Here is a 21602-nt window from a genome sequence, read left to right on the forward strand (position 1 = left end):
AGAACAACAGGGTAAGCCATGAACCTGTATCTCGATGCCAATCGCCCGCTGCTGGATCCTCTGGAAACCGCCAGCGTCGACGAACTGCGCGACCATCAGCTCAGGCGCCTGCGCTGGTCCCTGCAACATGCCTACGACAATGTGGCCTTGTATCGCCAACGCTTCGATGAGCGTGGCGTGCTTCCCCAGGACTTGAAAAGCCTGGCGGACCTGGCGCTGTTCCCCTTTACCATGAAAAACGATCTCAGAGAACACTATCCCTTCGGGATGTTCGCCGTGCCCCAGAGCGAGATCGTGCGTCTGCACGCCTCCAGCGGGACCACCGGCAAGCCAACGGTGGTGGGCTACACCCAGGCGGATATCGACAACTGGGCCAGCCTGGTCGCACGATCCATCCGCGCTGGCGGCGGGCGCAAGGGTGACAAGGTCCATGTCGCCTACGGCTACGGACTATTCACCGGCGGCTTGGGCGCCCACTACGGCGCCGAGCGCTTGGGCTGCACGGTCATTCCCATGTCCGGCGGGCAGACAGAAAAGCAGGTTCAGCTGATGCGTGACCTGCAACCGGACATCATCATGGTTACGCCATCGTACATGCTCAACCTGGCCGATGAAATCGACCGCCAGGGCATCGATCCCCGCGGGCTGGCCCTTCGCCTGGGGATCTTCGGCGCCGAACCCTGGACCGATCAGCTGCGCCAGGCCGTACAGGAACGGCTGGGCATAGTTGCTCTGGATATTTACGGGCTCTCCGAGATCATGGGCCCCGGCGTGGCCATGGAGTGCCTGGAAACCCGGGACGGCCCGACGGTCTGGGAGGATCACTTCTACCCGGAGATCATTGACCCGATCAGCGGCGAAGTACTCCCGGACGGCCAATACGGCGAACTGGTGTTCACATCCTTGAGCAAGGAAGCGCTGCCCATGGTGCGCTACCGCACGCGCGATCTCACTCGCTTGCTTCCCGGCACGGCGCGGCCCATGCGGCGCATCGACAAGATCACCGGACGCAGCGACGACATGTTGATCGTGCGCGGGGTCAACGTCTTTCCTACCCAATTCGAAGAGCTGGTGCTTAAAACGACACGGCTTTCGCCTCATTATGAGCTGCATCTGTACCAAAACGGTAACCTCGACCATCTGGACCTGCATGTGGAGTTGCGTCCGGACAGCCTCCACCTGGACGGCGAGACCCAGCAGCGCCTTGCCGCGGAGCTGACGCGACAGGTCAAGAGCCATATCGGAATCTCGGTGAACGTGAACGTGCTCATGCCCCATGCGCTCAAGCGATCCGAAGGCAAGGCGTGCCACGTGCATGACCGTCGCGCGCGCAAATGATAAGGGCTTTAAGCGATACATCTATTTTGTATTTGCTTGTTAAATATGTATCGCTTAATAATGGTTCACGCCATGAGTCTGGAGGCTTCCATGTACGCACAACTGGTGGACACCGGCGTCAAGCGCCTGAAAAGCCTGGAAGAGATGGACCCGCAAGAGCGGGCTTTCCAGGAAAAGATCGATGCGGAAATCAAGATCGAAGCCAAGAACTGGATGCCGGAGGCCTATCGCCAGACGCTGATCCGGCAGATTTCCCAGCACGCGCATTCAGAGATCGTGGGCATGCTGCCTGAAGGTAACTGGATCACCCGGGCGCCCACGCTCAAGCGCAAGCTGCAACTGATGGCCAAGGTTCAGGACGAAGCCGGCCATGGCCTGTACCTCTATAGCGCCATGGAAACCCTCGGTGCCGACCGCGACCAGGAGATCGCCAAGCTGCATGCCGGCAAGGCCAAGTATTCGAGCATCTTCAATTACCCCACTCTGACCTGGGCGGATATGGGTGCCATCGGCTGGCTGGTGGACGGTGCTGCCATCGTCAACCAGGTGGTATTGCAGCGCACTTCCTACGGGCCTTATGCCCGGGCAATGATCCGTATCTGCAAGGAAGAAAGCTTCCACCAGCGGCAAGGCTACGAATTGCTCCTGACCATGATGCGCGAAGGCACCGAGGCCCAGAAGGCCATGGTCCAGGACGCGATCGATCGCTTCTGGTGGCCCTCGCTGATGATGTTCGGGCCGAGCGATGCCGATTCGCCCAACAGCGCTCAGTCCATGGCGTGGAAGATCAAGCGCCAGAGCAATGACGAGTTGCGCCAACGCTTCATCGACCAGACAGTGCCGCAACTGGAGCTGCTGGGCTGTACCGCGCCGGACCCGGAATTGAAGTGGAACGCCGAACGTGGCCATTACGATTTCGGGGAAATCCGGTGGGAGGAGTTCTACCAGGTACTCAAGGGCAATGGCCCCTGCAATCGGGAACGCCTGGAGACCCGCCGCAGTGCTTACGCGGAAGGCGCCTGGGTGCGTGAAGCCGCGGCGGCCCATGCCCGTAAACATCAAGACCAGACCGCTGCCTGAACGAGAGGAAATGACCATGGCTGAGTGGGCCCTTTTCGAGGTGTTCGTGCGCAGCAAGCACGGCCTGAATCACAAGCATGTGGGCAGCGTGCATGCCGCCGATGCCCGCATGGCTTTGGAAAACGCCCGGGAACTGTATACCCGTCGCAGTGAAGGGGTCAGCCTTTGGGTGGTGCCGTCGGCGCTGATCACGGCGTCTTCGCCGGACGAAAAAGACCCGCTGTTCGACCCGGCGGACGACAAGATCTACCGGCATGCCAGCTTCTATGAGCTGCCGGCCGAAGTCGGCCACATGTGAGGGCACCATGCAGAACCGTGAAGACCTTATCGAGTGGCTGCTTCACCTGGGCGACAGTGCCTTGGTCCAGGGTCAGCGTCTCTGTGAATGGTGTGGCCATGCCCCTGCGCTGGAAGAAGAACTGGCGCTGATGAACCTAGGGCTGGACCTGGTCGGCCAGGCACGCAACTGGTACGCCTATGTGGCTGATCTCCTGGCGGACGGGCGCACCCCTGACGACCTGGCGTTCCGTCGCGACGAGCGCGCGTTCCGCAACCTGCTGCTGGTGGAGCAGCCCAACGGCGACTACGGCGTGACCATGGCCAAGCAGTTCTTCTACGACGCCTGGCATCAGGCTGTGCTGGCAGGGCTAAGCCAGAGCCAGGATGCTCGCATCGCCGGTATCGCCGCCAAGGCGTTCAAGGAGGTCACTTATCATCTGACCCGCTCCGGCGAGTGGATGGTACGGCTCGGCGACGGTACCGAGGAAAGCCACCGGCGAATGCTTGCCGCGGTGGATCGACTCTGGCGCTTCACCTTCGAGCTGACCGAAGCGACGCCTACCGAGCTTCGCCTGGCCGAGGCGGGCATCGTCGGCGACCCGGCCCGGCGCGCGGCGGCATGGCAGGCCCAGGTCGAGCGGATATTGGCGCAGGCCACCTTGCCGTTGCCCACGCCAGCGGTGCCCAATTACCTGAGTGGCCAGCGCGGCCTGCACAGCGAACACCTTGGGCCGCTGCTGGCCCAGATGCAATACCTGCAACGAGCCTACCCTGATGCAACCTGGTGAACTGATCGCCAGCGAGCGCGGCGCCCGGGCTGGCGGCGCTACGGACCTGGCCCGCGCCTGGGCCGTGCTGGAAGCGGTAATGGACCCTGAAGTCCCCGTGGTCAGCGTGGTGCAACTGGGTATCGTGCGTGACCTTGGCTGGGCTGACGGTCACCTGTGGGTGCTGCTGACTCCCACCTATTCCGGGTGCCCAGCCACCGAGGTGATCGAGCAGGACATTCGCAGCGCGCTGGAGGCGGCTGGCTTTGTCGCGCCGCGGCTGGAGCTGCGCCTGGCCCCGGCCTGGACCACCGACTGGATCAGCGAGTCCGGCCGCCAGGCCTTGCGCGCCTACGGCATCGCGCCGCCCGCCGGCAGCGCCAGCAAGCGCAGCCTGTCTGGGCAAGCGCCCGCCATCGCTTGCCCGCATTGCGGCGGCTCGCACACCGAGCGTCTGAGCGAATTCGGCTCCACCGCCTGCAAGGCGCTCTACCGCTGCCTGGAATGCCGCGAGCCCTTCGACTATTTCAAATGCCTATGAACGGCCTCGCCACGGAGAACAATAATGAGCCGATTCCACAGCCTGCGGATCCGTGAGGTACGTCCGGAAACTCGCGACGCCGTTTCCATTGCCTTCGAGGTCCCAGACCATCTGGCTGGCCAGTTCCGCTTCAGCCACGGCCAGCACCTGGTCGTGCGCGCGGAGTTGGCAGGCGAGGCGGTGCTGCGGTCCTATTCCATCTGCAGCGGCGTCAACGATGGCGAATTGCGGGTAGCGGTCAAGCGCGTCGCCGGCGGCCTGTTCTCGGCCTATGCCAACGAAGCCCTGCGCCCGGGGCACTGCCTTGAAGTGATGGCGCCGGCCGGGCAGTTCGGCCGCCCGCTGGACGCTTCACGGCATGGCCGTTACCTGGCGGTGGCGGCGGGTAGCGGCATCACTCCCATCCTTTCCGTCGTCAAGTCTACCCTCGAGGGCGAGCCCCATAGCCGGATCACCCTGCTGTATGGCAACAGGTCCAGTGGCTCGGCCATGTTCAGGGACGCGCTGGAGGATCTGAAGAACCGTTACCTGGGCCGCCTGAACCTGATCTTCGTCTTCAGCCGCGAGCAGCAGGATATTGACCTGTACAACGGACGCATCGATGCGCAAAAGTGCGGGCAGTTCTTTTCCCGATGGCTGGATGTTCCTGGGCTGGATGCGGCCTTCATCTGCGGGCCCCAGGCCATGACGGAGACCGTGCGTGACCAGCTTCAAGCCCACGGCATGGCACCGGAGCGCATCCATTTCGAACTCTTCGCCGCCCAGGGCGACGACCGCAAGCGCCAGGCACGTGAGGCCCGGTCTGTGGAAGCGGCGCCGCAGCTGTGCGACGTCACGGTCATCAGCGACGGTCGCGCCCAGGCCTTCGCCATGGCTCGCAACCAGCAGAGCATTCTCGATGCCGGCAATGCTCAGGGCGCTGAACTGCCTTATTCCTGCCGGGCCGGAGTGTGTTCCACCTGCAAATGCAGGGTGATCGAAGGGGAGGTGGAAATGGATGCCAACTTCGCCCTCGAGGATTACGAAGTGGCCGCCGGCTATGTGCTGTCCTGCCAAAGCTACCCCTTGTCGCCCAAGGTCGTACTCGACTTCGACCAGCTTTGATGACCCTTTTCAGGAGAACTGTCATGCCCGAAGCGCCCGTTCTGCAAAGCCTGATCGCCGACCGCTGGCGGGGCAAGTGTCCCGCCCAGGTCTTGCGTAGCGCACTGGATGGCCGGCCCGTTGCCTATGCTCACGAAGAGGTGCCTGACTTCGCCGAAGCGCTGAGGCACGCCCGTGGCCCAGGTGCTCAAGGCCTGCTCGCCCTGGACTTTCAGCAGCGCGCCGCCCGGCTCAAAGCCCTTGCGCTGTACCTCAACGAGCACAAGGAACAGCTTTACCTGCTGTCCCGTCAGTCGGGCGCGACCCGGGCCGACAGCTGGGTGGATATCGAAGGCGGCACCGCGACCCTGTTCAGCTATGCCGGGATCGGCGCTCGCGAGCTGCCCTCCGGCAACCTGCTCCATGAAGGTCCTGCCATGCCGCTGGGCAAGCAGAACCGTTTCGCCGGTACCCATATCCTGGTGCCACGAGGCGGGGTAGCGGTGCACATCAACGCTTTCAACTTTCCCGTCTGGGGCATGCTGGAGAAGTTCGCCCCCACCTTCCTCGCGGGCATGCCCTGCATCATCAAGCCGGCCACGGCCACCAGCTATCTCACCGAGGCCGCGGTGCGCCTGATGCTGGCCTCCGGCGCCTTGCCGGACGGTTGCCTACAACTGATCATCGGCAGCACCGGCGACCTGCTCGACCTGCTCGACGGCCAGGACCTGGTGACCTTCACTGGCTCGGCGGACACCGCGGCCAGGCTACGGGTCAATCCGAACCTGGTGGCCAATGCCGTACCCTTCAATGCTGAAGCCGACTCGCTCAACTGCGCCATCCTCGCTCCGGATATAGGGCCGGACGATCCGGCTTTCGATCTCTTCATCAAAGAGGTGGCCCGGGAAATGACGGCCAAGGCGGGGCAGAAATGTACCGCCATTCGTCGCGCCATCGTCCCGCAGCGCCATCTGGAGGCGGTTGCCGAACGGTTGATCCAGCGCCTGGCCAAGGTGGTGATCGGCGATCCGGCCCTGGACGGGGTGAAGATGGGGGCGCTGGCCTCCCATGCGCAGCAAGCGGATGTGCGTGCCCGGGTCGAGCAGCTACGCCAGAGCAGCGAGCTGTTGTATGGGGACGGCCAGGGCTTCGAGCCGCTAGGGGAGGGCGTGGCGGAGGGCGCATTCTTCCAGCCGACCCTGTTGCGCAGCCGCGATCCCCATGCCCCGGGCGGCGCCCATGACATCGAAGCGTTCGGGCCGGTGAGCACCCTGATGGGTTATCACGACCTGGACGAAGCCATCGCCCTGGCCGCCCGGGGCAAGGGTAGCCTGGTCGCCACCCTGGTGACCGAAAGCCTGGCCACGGCGGCGAAGGTGGTGCCAGCAGCAGCGCGTCTCCATGGGCGGCTGCATATCCTCGATACCGAAGCGGCCGAGGAGTCCACCGGCCACGGCTCACCTCTGCCCATGCTCAAGCATGGCGGCCCGGGGCGGGCTGGTGGCGGCGAGGAGTTGGGTGGCCTGCGCGCCGTCAAGCACTACCTGCAGCGGGCCGCGGTGCAGGGCTCGCCCAGCATGCTCATGGCCGTGACGGGCGAGTATGTACGAGGGGCGCAGGTGCTGGAAACCGAGGTGCACCCGTTCCGCCGACACTTCGAAGACCTGAACGTGGGCGAATCCCTGTTGACCCATAGGCGTACAGTCACCGAGGCGGATATCGTCAATTTCGGCTGCCTGTCAGGTGATCATTTCTACATGCATTTCGACGAACTGGCCGCTCGGGATTCTCAATTCGGCCAACGCATCGCCCATGGGTATTTCGTGCTGTCCGCGGCGGCGGGCCTGTTCGTTTCGCCGGGTCCGGGGCCGGTGCTGGCCAACTATGGCCTGGACGGGTTGCGGTTCATCGAGCCGGTGGCCATCGGCGACACCATCCAGGCTCGCCTCACCTGCAAGCGCAAGATCGACCAGGGTAAGCGCAGCCCCAAGGGCGAGCCGCAGGGGGTGGTGGCGTGGGACGTGGCGGTGAGCAACCAGCAGGGTAACCTGGTGGCCAGCTATGACATCCTCACGCTGGTGCGCAAGCGCGAGGCGCCAGCTGGCCAGTGACGGTCATAGCGGCTGGCCCAACCCTGGCACCCAGGCATCAAGCCTGGCTTAGCCGATAGAAGCGCCGGGCGTTGTCCCAGAGAACCGCCCTGGCGCCGGCGTCGCCGAGGGTGTCGCCTATGAGCTGAAGGTCCGCCGCCTGGAAAGGCCGTGGGGCGCGAGTAGACGGTAGGTCTGTACCGAACATCAGCGCCTCGGGGTTGGCGCGATATAGCTGGGCCAGCGCGGGACCGACCGGAAAATCAACGCGGCCGAAGCCGCAGGCCTTGACCTTCGCGCCCGCGTCCACCAACCGCAGCAAGGCCGGCAAGCCATCGCCGCTCAGCCCCAGATGATCGATGCTCAGGGCCGGCAACCGGGCCAGTAGTGGCGCCAGGGCTTCAAGATCGCGGCTGTCTACGTACAGCTCCACATGCCAGCCGAAGCGTTCATGAACCCGCGCGGCCATCTGTTCCAGATCATCGAGCGGCGCCGAGCCGCCGCGTCGCAGATTGAAGCGCAGCGCGCGAACGCCTTGAGCGTGTAGCGCCGCCAAGGCCTCGTCGCTGATCGAGGCGGGCACCTGGGTGACCCCTACGTAGCCCGCGCCCAATTGCGCCAGCGCATTCATCAGGTAGGTTTGATCGAACCCCTGGAAAGAGCCCGACACCACCGCGCCCCCGCCAATACCCAAAGGCCGAGCCTGGGCCAGGTAGGCGTCAACATCGAAGGCGGGCGGTAAATACCCCTGGTTCGGAATCAACGGGAACCGTGGATCGATGATGTGCAGGTGAGCATCGAAAATCATCAGGTTTTACTCCCTGACCAGGGTGCCTCTGCCGTTCAGGATGACCTCCAGGGCTGCGTGGGCGTCGTCCAGGTCGGCCAGGGCATCGGCAAGGTTCACCCGGATCACCGCGGCGCTAAAAGGCGCTTCGGCATCCGCGGGCAGCTCGACCCAGAGACGCTCGGCACTGAGGGTCACTTTAAGCCCGCGCACGCCTATGGCCTGTTCGTCCCAGACCAGTTCTACTTCATCTTCGTCCGGGGCTCGCGACAGCAACAGCATTTCGCCTTCAGTGCCCTGGCAGCACAGCAGGGCCAGGTCGTCTTCTTCTTCGTCGCAAGGGTTGCCCATCAGCAGGGCCGCATTCATGTGCATGGCTATCGTCACTGGAAAAAATGAGACCGGTATTGTCGCATGTCGCTCCCTAGCCAGACAGAGTCAAGCCTGGACGGGCGTGAGGCTACATGTCTGGCCAGGCGAAGCGGGCGAGAGGGAGGACGCAGAGCCGAAGCGCTGGCGATAATCCAGAGGGCTGACCCCGAGGCGCTTGCTGAACAGCCGGCGCAGGCTATCGGCGCTTTCGACGCCACAGCGCCGAGCAATGTCGGCGATGCTCAGCTCTGTATTTTCCAGAAGGTCGCGCGCGGCGTCGATGCGCGCCTCGCTGACGAAGGCCATCGGCGTGGTGCCTAACTGCTTGCTGAACAGTCGGGTAAGGTTGCGAGGGCTCATGTGTATCCGGCTGGCGAGGCTGGCAAGGCTGTGCGGCGTGTCGAGATGGGCCAGGACATAGTCGCGCAGCGCCTGGACGTGCCCGTCCGCGGCAGGCCGACGACTGACCAGTGGCTGGAATTGCCCCTGCGCGCCCGGGCGTTCCAGATACACGAGTAGGTATTTGGCCACCTTGCGTGCCACCGGTCGACCGAAATCTTCCTCGATCAACAGCAAGGCCAGGTCGATGGAGGCGCTGGCCCCAGCACTGGTGTAGAGCCTGCCGTCCTTGAGGCGGATGGCGTCCGGACGTAGCCGTGCCCTGGGATAGGCTGCGCGTAGCCTGGGCACATCGGCCCAATGGCTGGTCACCTGACGCCGCTCCAACAGCCCCGCGCCGCCAAGGGCAAAGACGCCGTTGCAGATGGCGGCCAATCGTCTCCAGCGGGCGACATGGCTGCCAAGCCAGTCTGTCAGGGTTCGGTCTTCGTACACGTCGAACACCCCGGCGCCACCGGGCACGATCAGCGTATCGAGCGTAGGGCAGGGTTCGAAAATATGATGGTCGGCGATGACCGTCAGGCCACAGGCGGATCGCAACGATAGCCGGGTCGTGGCGATGGTGACTATCTCGTAGGGATGTTCACCCTGCACCTGGACCTGGCCGAAGGCATTACGCGGGCCGGCAATGTCGAGCAGCTGGAAACCTGGGTAAAGCAGAATGCCGATGACGATCTTGCGCATGGGATAAATCTCGCCGGGCGTGGCCGTGGCCAGTCTGCGGCGGGAACTGCGCGTGGATCACCGCCTGGAAGGTGTCACCTGAAGGCCTAGCAAGAATCACGCTAGACGAAGCGGAGTATGGCCAGCCCCGGTGAAAGGCCTGTGACAGTGCCGCGCTGGAGCTTTCGCCGCGGCGAATCGGGGCAGGCCAATGTGCCACCGAGGTGCGCCTGGCCAGGAAGCGCACCAGGCTGAAGCGATTATCCGGCCTCTAAGGGTTGCGCCAGGTGCAACCCGAGCCTGACTGAATATGTCGCGCCAAGGCAAGATGCGCGGCGTTGAGTGTCGCTAAGCTGATGTGTCTGTCCAGGCGCTGCCTGCTGAACCCTCGCCGGCCCTGGCAAACAAAAGCTTCATCACCCTCGCGGCTTGCGCCTGGAGTCATGGTCGACAAGCCAGGTGAGGGATACACGCTACGCTTCAATCAAATACAAAGCCCGAGCGGAGTACCACAGATGGCGTTTTTCACCGCGGCCAGCAAAGCCGACTTCCAGCATCAACTGCAGGCGGTCCTGGCCCAGCACGTTGACGAACATGCCCTGCCACAAGTAGCCCTGTTCGCCGATCAGTTCTTCGGCATCATTTCCCTGGACGAACTTACCCAGCGCCGGCTGTCCGACCTGGCCGGCTGCACCCTGTCGGCCTGGCGCCTGCTGCAGCGCTTCGAGCCGGCCGAGCCCCAGGTGCGGGTATACAACCCGGACTACGAGCGGCACGGCTGGCAGTCGACCCATACGGTGGTGGAAGTGCTGCACCAGGACTTGCCATTCCTGGTGGACTCGGTGCGCACCGAGCTCAATCGCCGTGGCTACAGCATCCATACGCTGCAGACCGCTGTGCTGAGCGTGCGTCGGGGTACGGCGGGCGAATTGCTGGAAGTGCTGCCCAAGAACAGCCAGGGCGAGGGCGTGGCCCAGGAATCCCTGATGTACCTTGAGATCAACCGCTGTGCCACTACCGCCGGCCTGGCGGGCCTGGCCAGCGCGCTGCTGGAGGTGCTCGGTGAGGTGCGCGCCGTCGTGGCCGACTTCGAACCCATGAAGTCGCGTGTCGCCGACATGCTCGCCCTGGTGGACACCAGCCCGTGGCCGGCTGATCCTGCCGAGAAGGCCGAGGTGAAGACCTTCCTCCAATGGCTGGTGGACAACCACTTCACCTTCCTGGGCTATGAAGAGTTCGTGGTCCAGGAAGATGCCCAGGGCGCGCATCTGGTCTACGACGACGCCTCCTTCCTGGGCCTGCCGCGCCTGCTGCGCGCCGGGCTGGGCGCCGACGACCTGCGGATCGAGGACTACGCCGTCAATTATCTGCGCGAGCCGGTACTGCTCTCGTTCGCCAAGGCCGCTCAACCCAGCCGGGTCCATCGCCCGGGCTATCCCGACTATGTTTCCATTCGCCAGATCGACGCCAGCGGCAAGGTCGTCAGGGAGTGCCGCTTCATGGGCCTCTACACCTCCGCCGTCTACGGCACCAGCGTGCAGCAGATCCCCTACGTGCGCAGCAAGGTAGCGGAAGTCGAGCGTCGCTCGGGCTTCGACATGCGCGCCCACCTGGGCAAGGAACTGAGCCAGGTCATCGAGGTGCTGCCGCGTGACGATCTGTTCCAGACCCCGGTGGACGAACTGTTCAACACCGTGATGTCCATCGTGCAGATCCAGGAACGGGCCAAGATCCGCGTCTTCCTGCGCAAGGACCCCTACGGGCGCTTCTGCTACTGCCTGGCTTACGTGCCGCGTGACGTCTACTCCACCGAAGTGCGGCAGAAGATCCAGCAGGTACTAATGGATCGTCTCAAGGCCAGCGACTGCGAGTTCTGGACCTTCTTCTCCGAATCCGTGCTGGCGCGGGTACAGTTGATTCTGCGGGTAGACCCGAAGAGCCGCCTGGACATCGATGCTCAGCAACTGGAACGCGAGGTGGTCCAGGCCTGCCGTTCCTGGCAGGACGACTACCACGCCCTGACCATCGAGAACTTCGGCGAGGCCCAGGGCACCAACCTGCTGGCCGAATTCCCCAAGGGCTTCCCCGCTGGCTATCGCGAACGCTTCGCCGCCCATTCGGCGGTGGTCGACATGCAGCATCTGCAGGCGCTTTCCGATGCCAGGCCGTTGGTAATGAGCTTCTACCAGCCATTGGCCCAGGGCGGTGAGCGGCAGTTGCACTGCAAGCTCTACCATGCCGACGTGCCGCTGGCGCTTTCCGATGTGCTGCCGATCCTCGAGAATCTCGGGCTGCGGGTGCTTGGGGAATTCCCGTACCAGCTGCGCAACCGCAACGGGCGGGCGTACTGGATTCACGACTTCGCCTTCACCTATGCCGAAGGGCTGAACCTGGACCTGCAGCAACTCAACGACACTCTGCAGGATGCGTTCGTGCATATCGTCAACGGCGAAGCCGAGAACGATGCGTTCAACCGCCTGGTGCTGACCGCCGGCCTGCCGTGGCGGGACGTGGCGCTGCTGCGCGCCTATGCCCGTTATCTCAAGCAGATCCGCCTGGGCTTCGACCTGGGCTACATCGCCGCCGCGCTGAACAACCACACCGAGATCGCGCGCGAACTGACCCGCCTGTTCAAGACGCGCTTCTACCTGGCCCGCAAGCTGACCGGCGACGACCTGGACGACAAGCAACTGCGCCTGGAACAGGCCATCCTCAGCGCCCTGGACGACGTTCAGGTGCTCAATGAAGACCGCATCCTGCGCCGCTATCTGGACCTGATCAAGGCGACCCAGCGCACCAACTTCTATCAGCCGGACGCCAACGGCCAGCCCAAGCGCTACTTCAGCTTCAAGTTCAACCCGTCGCTCATCCCCGAGCTGCCCAAGCCGGTACCCAAGTTCGAGATCTTCGTCTACTCGCCGCGAGTGGAAGGGGTGCACCTGCGTTTCGGCAACGTGGCCCGGGGCGGCCTGCGCTGGTCCGACCGCGAGGAAGACTACCGCACCGAAGTGCTCGGCCTGGTGAAGGCCCAGCAGGTGAAGAACTCGGTCATCGTGCCTTTGGGCGCCAAGGGCGGGTTCATCCCCCGTCGCTTGCCGGTCGGCGGCAGTCGCGACGAGGTGCAGAACGAGGCCATCGCCTGCTACCGCATCTTCATCTCCGGCCTGCTCGACATCACCGACAACCTCAAGGAAGGCGAGGTAGTGCCGCCAGTGAATGTGGTACGCCACGACGCGGACGATCCCTATCTGGTGGTGGCGGCCGACAAAGGCACCGCGACCTTCTCCGATATCGCCAACGGCATTGCCCTGAGCTATGGCTTCTGGCTGGGTGATGCGTTCGCTTCCGGCGGCTCGGCCGGCTATGACCACAAGGGCATGGGCATCACCGCCCGCGGCGCCTGGGTAGGCGTGCAGCGGCACTTCCGCGAACGTGGCATCAATGTGCAGAAGGACAGCATCACGGTCATCGGCATTGGTGACATGGCCGGCGACGTCTTTGGCAATGGTCTGTTGATGTCCGACACGCTGCAGCTGGTGGCCGCGTTCAACCACCTGCATATCTTCATCGACCCGAACCCGGACCCGGCCGTGAGCTTCGCCGAGCGGCAGCGCCTGTTCAACCTGCCGCGCTCGGCCTGGACCGACTACGACAGCTCGCTGATCTCCGCCGGTGGCGGCATCTTCCAGCGCAGCGCCAAGAGCATCGCCATCAGCCCGGAAATGAAGGCGCGCTTCGACATCACGGCCGACCGTCTGACCCCGACCGAGCTGCTGAACGCGTTGCTCAAGGCTCCGGTGGACCTGCTCTGGAACGGTGGTATCGGCACCTACGTCAAGTCCAGCGAAGAAAGCCATGCCGATGTGGGTGACAAGGCCAACGATGCCTTGCGCGTGAACGGCAACGAGCTTCGCTGCAAGGTCGTGGGCGAGGGCGGCAACCTGGGCATGACCCAGCTCGGCCGGGTCGAGTTCGGGCTGCACGGCGGCGCCACCAACACCGATTTCATCGACAATGCCGGTGGCGTCGACTGCTCGGACCACGAGGTCAACATCAAGATCCTCATCAACGAGGCCGTAGCCGCCGGTGACCTGACCGAGAAGCAGCGCAACGAGCTTCTGGGCAGCATGACCGACGAAGTGGCCCAGCTGGTGCTGGGCAACAACTACAAGCAGACCCAGGCGCTTTCCATCGCTGCCCGCCGCGCCAACGATCGCCTGGCCGAATACAAGCGGCTGATGACCGACCTGGAAGGTCGCGGCAAGCTGGACCGGGCGATCGAGTTCCTGCCCAGCGAAGAGCGCCTGGCCGAGCGCGCCGCTGCTCGCCAGGGGCTGACCCGTGCTGAGCTGTGCGTGCTGATTTCGTACAGCAAGATCGACCTGAAGGAGACCCTGCTCAAGTCCAGCGTGCCGGACGACGACTACCTCACCCGGGACATGGAAACCGCCTTCCCGCCAAGCCTGGTGGCCAAGTACGGCCCGGCCATGCGCCGCCATCGCCTCAAGCGGGAAATCGTCAGCACCCAGATCGCCAACGACCTGGTCAACCACATGGGCATCACCTTCGTGCAACGGCTGAAGGAGTCCACTGGCATGAGCGCCGCGGACGTGGCCGGCGCCTACGTCGTGGTGCGGGACATTTTCCACCTGCCGCACTGGTTCCGGCAGATCGAGGCCCTGGACTATCAGGTGCCGGCCGATATCCAGCTCAGCCTGATGGAGGAACTGATGCGCCTGGGACGGCGCGCCACCCGCTGGTTCCTGCGTAATCGTCGCAACGATCAGGACGCAGGTCGTGACGTCGCGCATTTCGGACCGCACATCACCGCCTTGGGGCTGAAGCTGAACGAGTTGCTGCAGGGGCCAACCCAGCGCTTATGGGAAGCCCGCTACCAGACCTACGTCGAAGCCGGCGTGCCGGAATTACTGGCGCGCATGGTTGCCGGTACCACCTACCTGTACAACCTGCTGCCGATCATCGAGGCCTCGGACGTGACCGGGCAACCAGCCGCCAGCGTGGCCAAGGCATTCTTCGCCAGCGGCAGCGCGCTGGACCTGAACTGGTACCTGCAGCAGATCAGCAGCCTGCCGGTGGAGAGCAACTGGCAAGCCCTGGCGCGGGAGGCCTTCCGCGATGACCTGGACCTGCAGCAACGGGCCATTACCATTTCCGTGTTGCAGATGCCCGACGCGCCGGAAGAGGTCGACGCCCGGGTGGCCTTGTGGCTCGAGCAGCATCGCGGCAGCGTTGAACGGTGGCGTGCCATCCTCGACGACCTGCGCGCCGCTACCACGACGGACTATGCCATGTACGCCGTGGCCAACCGGGAACTGGCGGACCTGGCGCTCAGTGGCAGCAAACAGGCCTGAGGCGCGACCTGGCGGGCAAACCCTGGTGGAGCCGGCACAGCCGGCGACCACCGGGACAGGTAAGTGCCCCAACGCCCGTTGATAAAAAACCCGCCGAGGCGGGTTTTTTATCGGTCAACTTAAGCTCATCGCTTCATTCGTGGTCGGGCAAGCAGCGAACAATCCTGATTTGTGGGGGGGCGAGCAGGTCGCAGCATCGCACGGGCCTGCCTTGCCGCCGTGCTGCGCTCCTCGCTAGGCGAGGCGTTGACTAGGCCGAGAAGAAATAGCGGGTGAAATGGAAGAACACCGGGGCGGCGAAACAGATCGAATCCATACGGTCGAGCATGCCGCCGTGACCTTTGATCATGGTGCCCCAATCCTTGGCGCTGAGGCTGCGCTTGATAGCCGACATTACCAGGCCGCCCAGGAAGCCCATGCAGACGATCACGAACGACATGCCCAGGGATTCCCAGAAGGTGAAGGGCGTCATCCAGTACATGCAGCCGCCGATGAGTGTCGCCGATAGTCCGCCGCCGACAAGGCCTTCCACGGTTTTCGAGGGGCTGACCAGCGGCGCGACCTTGCGTTTGCCGAGCAACTTGCCAAAGACGTATTGCAGGACATCGCTAAGCTGCACCACGAAGACCAGGTAGAACAGCAAGAGCGAGTTCTGCCCGCTGAACCCTCGCAGGTCGAGCAGCATCAGGGCTGGCGCGTGGCTGATGCAGTAGACGCAAATCATCACACCCCACTGGATTTTCGCGGTTCGCTCCAGGAAGGCACTGGTGTCCTGGCTCAATACCGCGATCGCCGGCAGGAGCAGGAAGGCGTACACCGGTATCAACAGGGTGAACATGGAATACCACTGCATGCCGATCAGGCTGTATTGCAGCGGAATGAGGATAAAGAACGCGGCAAAAAGAGCGTTGTGGTCGCCGCGGGTAGTGGGAGCGAGGGTGATGAACTCCCTGAGCGCGAACAGGGAAATGAAGCCATACAACACAACGGTGGCCATCGGCCCCATCAGCCAGGACAGCACCAGGATGATCACCATGCCCCACCAGGCATTCACTCGCTGGTTGAGGTTGTCCACGGTAGCCGTGGCGCTTTCGCTCCTGGCCTTGCGCGACAGCACATAGCCGATGAGCGAGGCCGCCGCCAGCAGTGTGACAATGCCGGCGAAAAACCAGAGGGTCTTTTGTTCAACAGTCATTGCGCCAGCCTCAATATCGCGTTGCGCGCTCGTTCCAGGAAGGCGGCCTTGTCTTCGCCGTCGATGCGTTCGATGGGTTGCCCAATGCGAATGGTGCACAGAATGGGCAGGGGGACATGCTTGCCCTTGGGCATGGACCGATGAAGGTTCTCCAAGTAGACCGGCACGAGATCGACAGCGGGAAACGCCTCGGCCAAACGGAACAACCCGGACTTGAACGGGCCGGGAAGCGCCTGGCAGCCACGCGTGCCTTCGGGGAAGATGATGATCGAATGGCCTGCCTCGACCACACCCATGATGGGCGCCAGCACGTTCTGGCCGGCCTGGGGCGTGCGATCGATCAGCACCGCGTTGAGGCCTCGCTGGGCGATATAGGCCAGAAACCGGTTCCTGCCCCAGTAATCCCTGGCCGCGACGGGTTTGACATTGAGTCGTGCCTGCGCCGGTAGGGCGGCCATGATCGCCAGGGTATCCATATGGCTGGTGTGGTTGGCGAAGTAGATACGCTGGCGGCTGAGGTCCGGCTCGCTCTCCCAGCGAGCGGTCACCCCGATCAGCAGGCGCAGTACCGAGATAAGAGCGCTACTGATCCACATGCGCGCCACCCTCGGGTTGGGAGTACGACGTCTGGGCGGGTTCGGTAGGTTGCGTGGCCTGGATGTCCCGAGCCAGCCGCAGGCTGCGGGTAACACAGGTGATCGCTGAGCCGATCCCGATGATCCATAGCCCGACAGCCAGGCAGTGATGAGTGCCGAACAACAGCGACTCCAAGGCATTGAGCGCCAGGCTGCCGGTCATTACCGCCATGCGGTGTTGCTTGGCCATGGGCCCGCTGAAACGCTGGGGCAAGCCGACGGAACCGCCGAACACCCGGACGTACGCCGTCAGCGCCGCGGCCAGGGCGGCGAACCATCCAAGGGCGGGCAAGCCGCAGGCATAACCCAGCGAAACGATCAGCAGGCTGTCGGCGAGGCGGTCGGGAAATTCGTTGTATAGGCTGCCCAGGGCTGACTGCCTGCCCCCTTCGATGGCCACCATGCCATCGAAGAGGTTGCACAGCAGCCGCAGCTGGATGGCCAGGATGCATACCAGGGAAGACCAGAACCCAGTATCGGCCAGCAGCGCAAGGGCGCCCAGGCCAGCGAAACCGACACTGGCTACTGAAATCTGGTTGGGGGTGATGTCGCGTTCGACCAGGCGCGCGGTGATGATCGCTGCCCAGCGCGTGGAGCGCGCGTGGATGGGCCTTCGGTTATCGCTCATGGGTGGGCTGTTCCTTCTGCAAGATGGCGCCCGACGCATCCACTGCGCCGGGCGCTGAAGGATAGAACATCGCGTCCCCAGGGTCATCCGCGGGAAGAGCGCTCATGAAAAACCCGCCACCAGGGCGGGTATTTCATTACAGCTTGCAGTGTGCGGCTTGGATCACGCCTGTACGACCGGGATCTTGGCCTTTTCCGCGGCTTCACGGAAATCGGCGATCTGATCGAAGCTCAGGTAGCGATACACGTCGGCAGCCATGCTGTCGATGTTCTGAGCGTACTGCATGTACTCTTCCACGGTTGGCAGCTTGCCCAGGATCGAGGCGACAGCGGCCAGCTCCGCCGAGGCCAGGTACACATTGGCGCCGTCGCCGAGGCGGTTGGGGAAGTTACGGGTGGAGGTAGATACCACCGTGGAGTTGGCGGCTACCCGCGCCTGGTTGCCCATGCACAGCGAGCAGCCTGGCATTTCCATGCGCGCGCCCGCCTTGCCGTAGATGCCGTAGTAGCCTTCCTCGGTGAGCTGGTGGGCATCCATCTTGGTGGGCGGAGACAGCCAGAGGCGCGTCGGGATGGCACCCTTGACCTTGTCCAGCAGCTTGCCGGCGGCGCGGAAATGCCCGATGTTGGTCATGCAGGAGCCGATGAACACTTCGTCGATCTTCTCGCCGGCCACGGTAGAGAGCAGGCGGGCGTCGTCCGGGTCGTTCGGGGCGCAGAGCACGGGCTCCTTGACCTCGGCCAGGTCGATCTCGATGACCTCGGCATACTCGGCATCGGCGTCGGCTTCCATCAGCTGCGGATCGGCCAGCCAGGCTTCCATGGCCTGGGCGCGGCGCTCCAGGGTGCGGGCGTCGCCGTAGCCTTCACTGATCATCCAGCGCAGCAGGGTGATGTTGGACTTCAGGTACTCGGCGATGGCCGCTTCCGGCAGCTTGATGGTGCAACCGGCGGCGGAGCGCTCGGCCGAGGCGTCCGACAGCTCGAAAGCCTGTTCGACGGTCAGGTCATTGAGGCCTTCGATCTCCAGGATGCGGCCGGAGAAGATGTTTTTCTTGCCTTTCTTCTCGACGGTCAGCAGGCCCTTCTGGATGGCGTGGTACGGAATCGCGTGTACCAGGTCTCGCAGGGTGATGCCAGGCTGCATCTTGCCCTTGAAGCGCACCAGCACCGACTCGGGCATGTCCAGCGGCATCACGCCGGTGGCGGCGGCGAAGGCCACCAGGCCGGAACCGGCCGGGAAGGAAATGCCGATGGGGAAGCGGGTGTGGGAGTCACCACCGGTGCCGACGGTGTCCGGCAGCAGCATGCGGTTCAGCCAGCTGTGGATGATGCCGTCGCCAGGGCGCAGGGACACGCCGCCACGGGTGCGGATGAAATCCGGCAGGGTGTGGTGGGTGGTGACGTCGATGGGCTTGGGGTAGGCCGCGGTGTGGCAGAAGGACTGCATCACCAGGTCGGCGGAGAAGCCCAGGCACGCCAGGTCCTTGAGTTCGTCCCGGGTCATCGGGCCGGTGGTGTCCTGGGAGCCCACGGTGGTCATCTTCGGTTCGCAGTAGGTGCCCGGGCGAACCCCGGTCACGCCGCAGGCCTTGCCCACCATCTTCTGCGCCAGGGTGTAGCCCTTGCCGGTATCGACCGGGGCTTCCGGCAGCTTGAACAGGTCGGTGCCGCCCAGGCCCAGCTCGGCGCGCGCCTTGTCGGTCAGGCCACGACCCACGATCAGGGGGATACGGCCGCCGGCGCGGACTTCGTCCAGCAGGACGGGGGTCTTGAGTTCGAAGGTAGCCAGCACTTCGTCAGTGCCGTGCTTGCACACCTTGCCAGCGTGCGGGTACACGTCGATCACGTCGCCCATGTTCAGGTTCGATACGTCGAACTCGATCGGCAGGGCACCGGCGTCTTCCATGGTGTTGTAGAAGATCGGGGCGATCTTGGTACCGAAGCAGAAGCCGCCGGCGCGCTTGTTGGGCACGTAGGGGATGTCGTCGCCGAAGAACCAGAGTACGGAGTTGGTCGCTGACTTGCGGGAAGAACCGGTACCGACCACGTCGCCGACGTAGGCGACCGGGAAGCCCTTGGCCTTGACTTCCTCGATCTGCTTGAGCGGGCCGATCGAACCGGGCTGCTCGGGCACGATGCCTTCGCGGGCCATTTTCAGCATGGCCAGGGCGTGCAGCGGGATGTCGGGGCGGGACCAGGCGTCCGGCGCCGGTGACAGGTCGTCGGTGTTGGTTTCGCCAGGCACCTTGAACACGGTCAGGGTGTACTTCTCGGCAATGGCCGGCTTCTTGGTGAACCACTCGCCGGCGGCCCAGGATTCCAGCACGGCCTTGGCGTGGGCATTGCCAGCCTTGGCTTTCTCCGCAACATCGTGGAAGGCATCGAACATCAGCAGGGTATGCTTGAGCTGTTCGGCGGCCACGCTGCCCAGCTCGGCGTCATCCAGCAGCTCGACCAGGGTATGGATGTTGTAGCCGCCCTGCATGGTGCCCAGCAGCTCGGTGGCGCGCTTCTTGTCGATCAGCGGGGAGGTGGCTTCACCCTTGGCCAGCGCGGACAGGAAACCGGCCTTGACGTAGGCGGCTTCGTCCACCCCTGGCGGTACGCGGTTGGTGATCAGGTCGACGAGGAAGGCTTCTTCGCCAGCGGGCGGGTTCTTCAGCAGCTCGACCAGGCCTGCGGTTTGTTCGGCGTTCAGCGGCTGGGGCACGATACCCTGGGCGGCACGCTCTTCGGAATGTTTGCGATAGGCTTCAAGCACAGTTATTACCCTCATCAGTGGTCCCGCGCAGGGACGCTTATCCAGCGGCGCTCCCGTACACCCGGGCCATGCGGCTTTGGGAGCCGGCTGACCGGTGTAGCGATGAGTGCCAGGCAGAAGCTGCTTTCAAAGTTTTACGCCGCAGAATGGCTGGGCTGATGAGGGGTGGCACGGTGAGGGGAGGCCGCGCCAACGCCATTCTGACGGATCGACTGTGCTCGTGACGCTTTGAAAACAGCTTCTAGATGGACATTGGTGCCTTCAAGCAGGCTGGATGATTCTACGGCAAAAATTTCCCGAAGGTAAGTTGCCCGTTCGTAGCGAAGGGGTGAAAGCGCTACGACGAAGGGCTAAGATGGCCGGCCCACCGCTTCGTCGATGCTGCTTTGACCATGGCCAAATCCCCGATCAAAACCCCCTGTGTAGGCCTCTGTTCCACCGTGTACGGGGACCTGGTATGCCGTGGCTGCAAGCGTTTCCACCATGAAGTGATCCACTGGAACAGCTATGACGAGGCGCAGAAGCGGGCGGTGTGGCTGCGCCTGGAGCAGTTGCTGGTGCAGGTGATGGTGGCCAAGCTGGAGGTCTACGCGCCGGCGCGCCTGCGTGGGCAACTGGAACAGCGACAGATCCGCTTCCAGCCGCAGCAGTCCGAATACTGTTGGGCCTACCAGCTCATCGCCCGGGGCGCGCGGGTCATCTCCAACCTCGACGCCTACGGTATCGCGCTCATGCCGGAATTTCGCGACTGGGACCTGCCCGCGCTGCGCGATGCCATCGATCGGGAATTCTTCCTGCTGTCCGAGGCGCACTACCAGCGCTATATCGCGCCGGCTTTCTTGCGCGAGGCCATGGGGTAGGGCAGGGACAGCGGGTATACTGCGCCGTTTCCCCTGCACGAGACGGCGCATGCTGCCTGAAATCCACGAATTCCTCGGTTGCCGCACGCCCCAGGCCTGGGTCGAGGCGGCCCTGGCGGACCAGGAAACCTTGCTGATCGACCACAAGAACTGCGAGTTCAAAGCCGCTTCCACGGCCCTGAGCCTGATCGCCAAGTACAACAGCCATGCGGATTTGATCAATTTCATGTCGCGCCTGGCGCGAGAAGAGTTGGTGCACCATGAACAAGTACTGCGTTGGATGAAAAAGCGCGGTGTGCCGCTGCGCCCGCTGAACGCCGGCCGCTATGCCTCGGGCCTGCGCAAGCTGGTGCGCGCCCATGAGCCGGTGAAGCTGGTGGATACCCTGGTGGTCGGTGCTTTCATCGAAGCGCGCAGCTGCGAGCGATTCGAAGCCTTGGTGCCTCACCTGGACGCCGACCTCGGCGGCTTCTATCACGGCCTGCTCAAAAGCGAGGCCCGGCATTTCCAGGGTTACCTGCGCCTGGCTTACCAGTACGGGGACGCCGGGGACATTGCTCACACCATCGACAAGGTGCGGGAGGCTGAAGTCCTGCTGATCCAGAGTCCGGACGAAGAGCTGCGCTTTCACAGCGGCGTGCCTGCTCTGGCCCACTGAAGACAGGTCGCGGGAGTTGGTCCGGCAAGGTAGATGCCTTGACATTATCTGCCTAGGCAGTAATATCTCGAAACATTCTCTGCCTGGGCAGT

General features: G+C 63.8%; 17 protein-coding genes. 10 read left to right on the plus strand and 7 right to left on the minus strand.

All coding sequences use genetic code 11. From position 1 onward, the window contains the following. The first annotated feature begins 18 nt into the window (after positions 1–18). The 7 genes from paaK to paaZ all read left to right on the plus strand — a co-directional run bounded on the left by paaK (position 19) and on the right by paaZ (position 7199). Positions 19–1338: a phenylacetate--CoA ligase PaaK gene (gene paaK / locus ACP691_RS12115; protein WP_426149653.1), complete on the plus strand. Its 1320-nt coding sequence runs from the start codon at positions 19–21 to the stop codon at positions 1336–1338. 90 nt (positions 1339–1428) lie between these two features. After that, entirely contained in the window at positions 1429–2418 is a 990-nt protein-coding gene (paaA, locus tag ACP691_RS12120) for a 1,2-phenylacetyl-CoA epoxidase subunit PaaA (RefSeq protein ID WP_426149654.1), read from the plus strand. Between the two features lie 16 nt (positions 2419–2434). Continuing rightward, complete coding sequence (gene paaB, locus ACP691_RS12125) at positions 2435–2716, plus strand: 1,2-phenylacetyl-CoA epoxidase subunit PaaB (RefSeq protein ID WP_426149655.1); 282 nt, start codon at positions 2435–2437, stop codon at positions 2714–2716. Between the two features lie 7 nt (positions 2717–2723). Then, entirely contained in the window at positions 2724–3485 is a 762-nt protein-coding gene (paaC, locus tag ACP691_RS12130) for a 1,2-phenylacetyl-CoA epoxidase subunit PaaC (RefSeq protein ID WP_426149656.1), read from the plus strand. Next, a complete protein-coding gene (gene paaD / locus ACP691_RS12135; protein WP_426149657.1) occupies positions 3472–4005 on the plus strand; it encodes a 1,2-phenylacetyl-CoA epoxidase subunit PaaD in 534 nt (177 codons plus the stop codon). Before paaC ends, paaD begins: the two co-directional genes overlap by 14 nt. A gap of 24 nt (positions 4006–4029) precedes the next feature. After that, positions 4030–5109 (plus strand): 1,2-phenylacetyl-CoA epoxidase subunit PaaE, encoded by a 1080-nt coding sequence (paaE, locus tag ACP691_RS12140; protein WP_426149658.1) that lies wholly within the window; start codon positions 4030–4032, stop codon positions 5107–5109. A gap of 23 nt (positions 5110–5132) precedes the next feature. Then, a complete protein-coding gene (gene paaZ / locus ACP691_RS12145; RefSeq protein WP_426149659.1) occupies positions 5133–7199 on the plus strand; it encodes a phenylacetic acid degradation bifunctional protein PaaZ in 2067 nt (688 codons plus the stop codon). A 37-nt stretch (positions 7200–7236) separates the two neighbouring features. Here the strand turns inward: paaZ and ACP691_RS12150 are convergent, their stop codons facing one another. The 3 genes from ACP691_RS12150 to ACP691_RS12160 form a co-directional block, all read right to left on the minus strand. Beyond that, positions 7237–7986, minus strand: coding sequence for an amidohydrolase family protein (locus ACP691_RS12150; RefSeq protein WP_426149660.1), 750 nt, complete (start codon positions 7984–7986; stop codon positions 7237–7239). 6 nt (positions 7987–7992) lie between these two features. Continuing rightward, the gene (locus tag ACP691_RS12155) at positions 7993–8340 is read right to left on the minus strand and encodes a hypothetical protein (protein ID WP_426149661.1); all 348 of its coding nucleotides are present in this window, start codon (positions 8338–8340) and stop codon (positions 7993–7995) included. Positions 8341–8403: 63 nt separating this feature from the next. Continuing rightward, positions 8404–9420 (minus strand): GlxA family transcriptional regulator, encoded by a 1017-nt coding sequence (locus ACP691_RS12160; protein WP_426149662.1) that lies wholly within the window; start codon positions 9418–9420, stop codon positions 8404–8406. Positions 9421–9914: 494 nt separating this feature from the next. On the opposite strand from ACP691_RS12160, the gene ACP691_RS12165 reads away from it, so the two are divergent. Next, positions 9915–14771, plus strand: coding sequence for an NAD-glutamate dehydrogenase (locus ACP691_RS12165; protein ID WP_426149663.1), 4857 nt, complete (start codon positions 9915–9917; stop codon positions 14769–14771). 250 nt (positions 14772–15021) lie between these two features. Here ACP691_RS12165 and ACP691_RS12170 read toward each other — a convergent pair whose 3' ends face one another. From ACP691_RS12170 to acnB, 4 genes are all read right to left on the minus strand, one after another. Then, on the minus strand, positions 15022–15966 hold the full coding sequence (locus ACP691_RS12170; RefSeq protein WP_426149664.1) for a phosphatidate cytidylyltransferase: 945 nt from the start codon (positions 15964–15966) through the stop codon (positions 15022–15024). Then, a complete protein-coding gene (locus ACP691_RS12175; protein ID WP_426149665.1) occupies positions 15963–16562 on the minus strand; it encodes a lysophospholipid acyltransferase family protein in 600 nt (199 codons plus the stop codon). The genes ACP691_RS12170 and ACP691_RS12175 overlap by 4 nt, the downstream gene beginning before the upstream one ends. Then, positions 16549–17229 carry a CDP-alcohol phosphatidyltransferase family protein gene (locus tag ACP691_RS12180; RefSeq protein ID WP_426149666.1) on the minus strand — a complete coding sequence of 227 codons (681 nt, stop codon included), beginning with the start codon at positions 17227–17229 and terminating at the stop codon, positions 16549–16551. The genes ACP691_RS12175 and ACP691_RS12180 overlap by 14 nt, the downstream gene beginning before the upstream one ends. Positions 17230–17391: 162 nt before the next feature. After that, positions 17392–19992, minus strand: coding sequence for a bifunctional aconitate hydratase 2/2-methylisocitrate dehydratase (gene acnB / locus ACP691_RS12185; protein WP_426149718.1), 2601 nt, complete (start codon positions 19990–19992; stop codon positions 17392–17394). A gap of 392 nt (positions 19993–20384) precedes the next feature. On the opposite strand from acnB, the gene ACP691_RS12190 reads away from it, so the two are divergent. Further along, positions 20385–20852: a DUF1289 domain-containing protein gene (locus ACP691_RS12190; protein ID WP_426149667.1), complete on the plus strand. Its 468-nt coding sequence runs from the start codon at positions 20385–20387 to the stop codon at positions 20850–20852. 49 nt (positions 20853–20901) lie between these two features. Then, positions 20902–21510 (plus strand): tRNA-(ms[2]io[6]A)-hydroxylase, encoded by a 609-nt coding sequence (locus tag ACP691_RS12195; RefSeq protein ID WP_426149668.1) that lies wholly within the window; start codon positions 20902–20904, stop codon positions 21508–21510. Positions 21511–21602: the final 92 nt, after the last annotated feature.

The sequence above is a fragment of the Pseudomonas sp. DC3200b2 genome (assembly GCF_049895785.1).
Taxonomy (GTDB): Bacteria; Pseudomonadota; Gammaproteobacteria; order Pseudomonadales; family Pseudomonadaceae; genus Aquipseudomonas; species Aquipseudomonas massiliensis.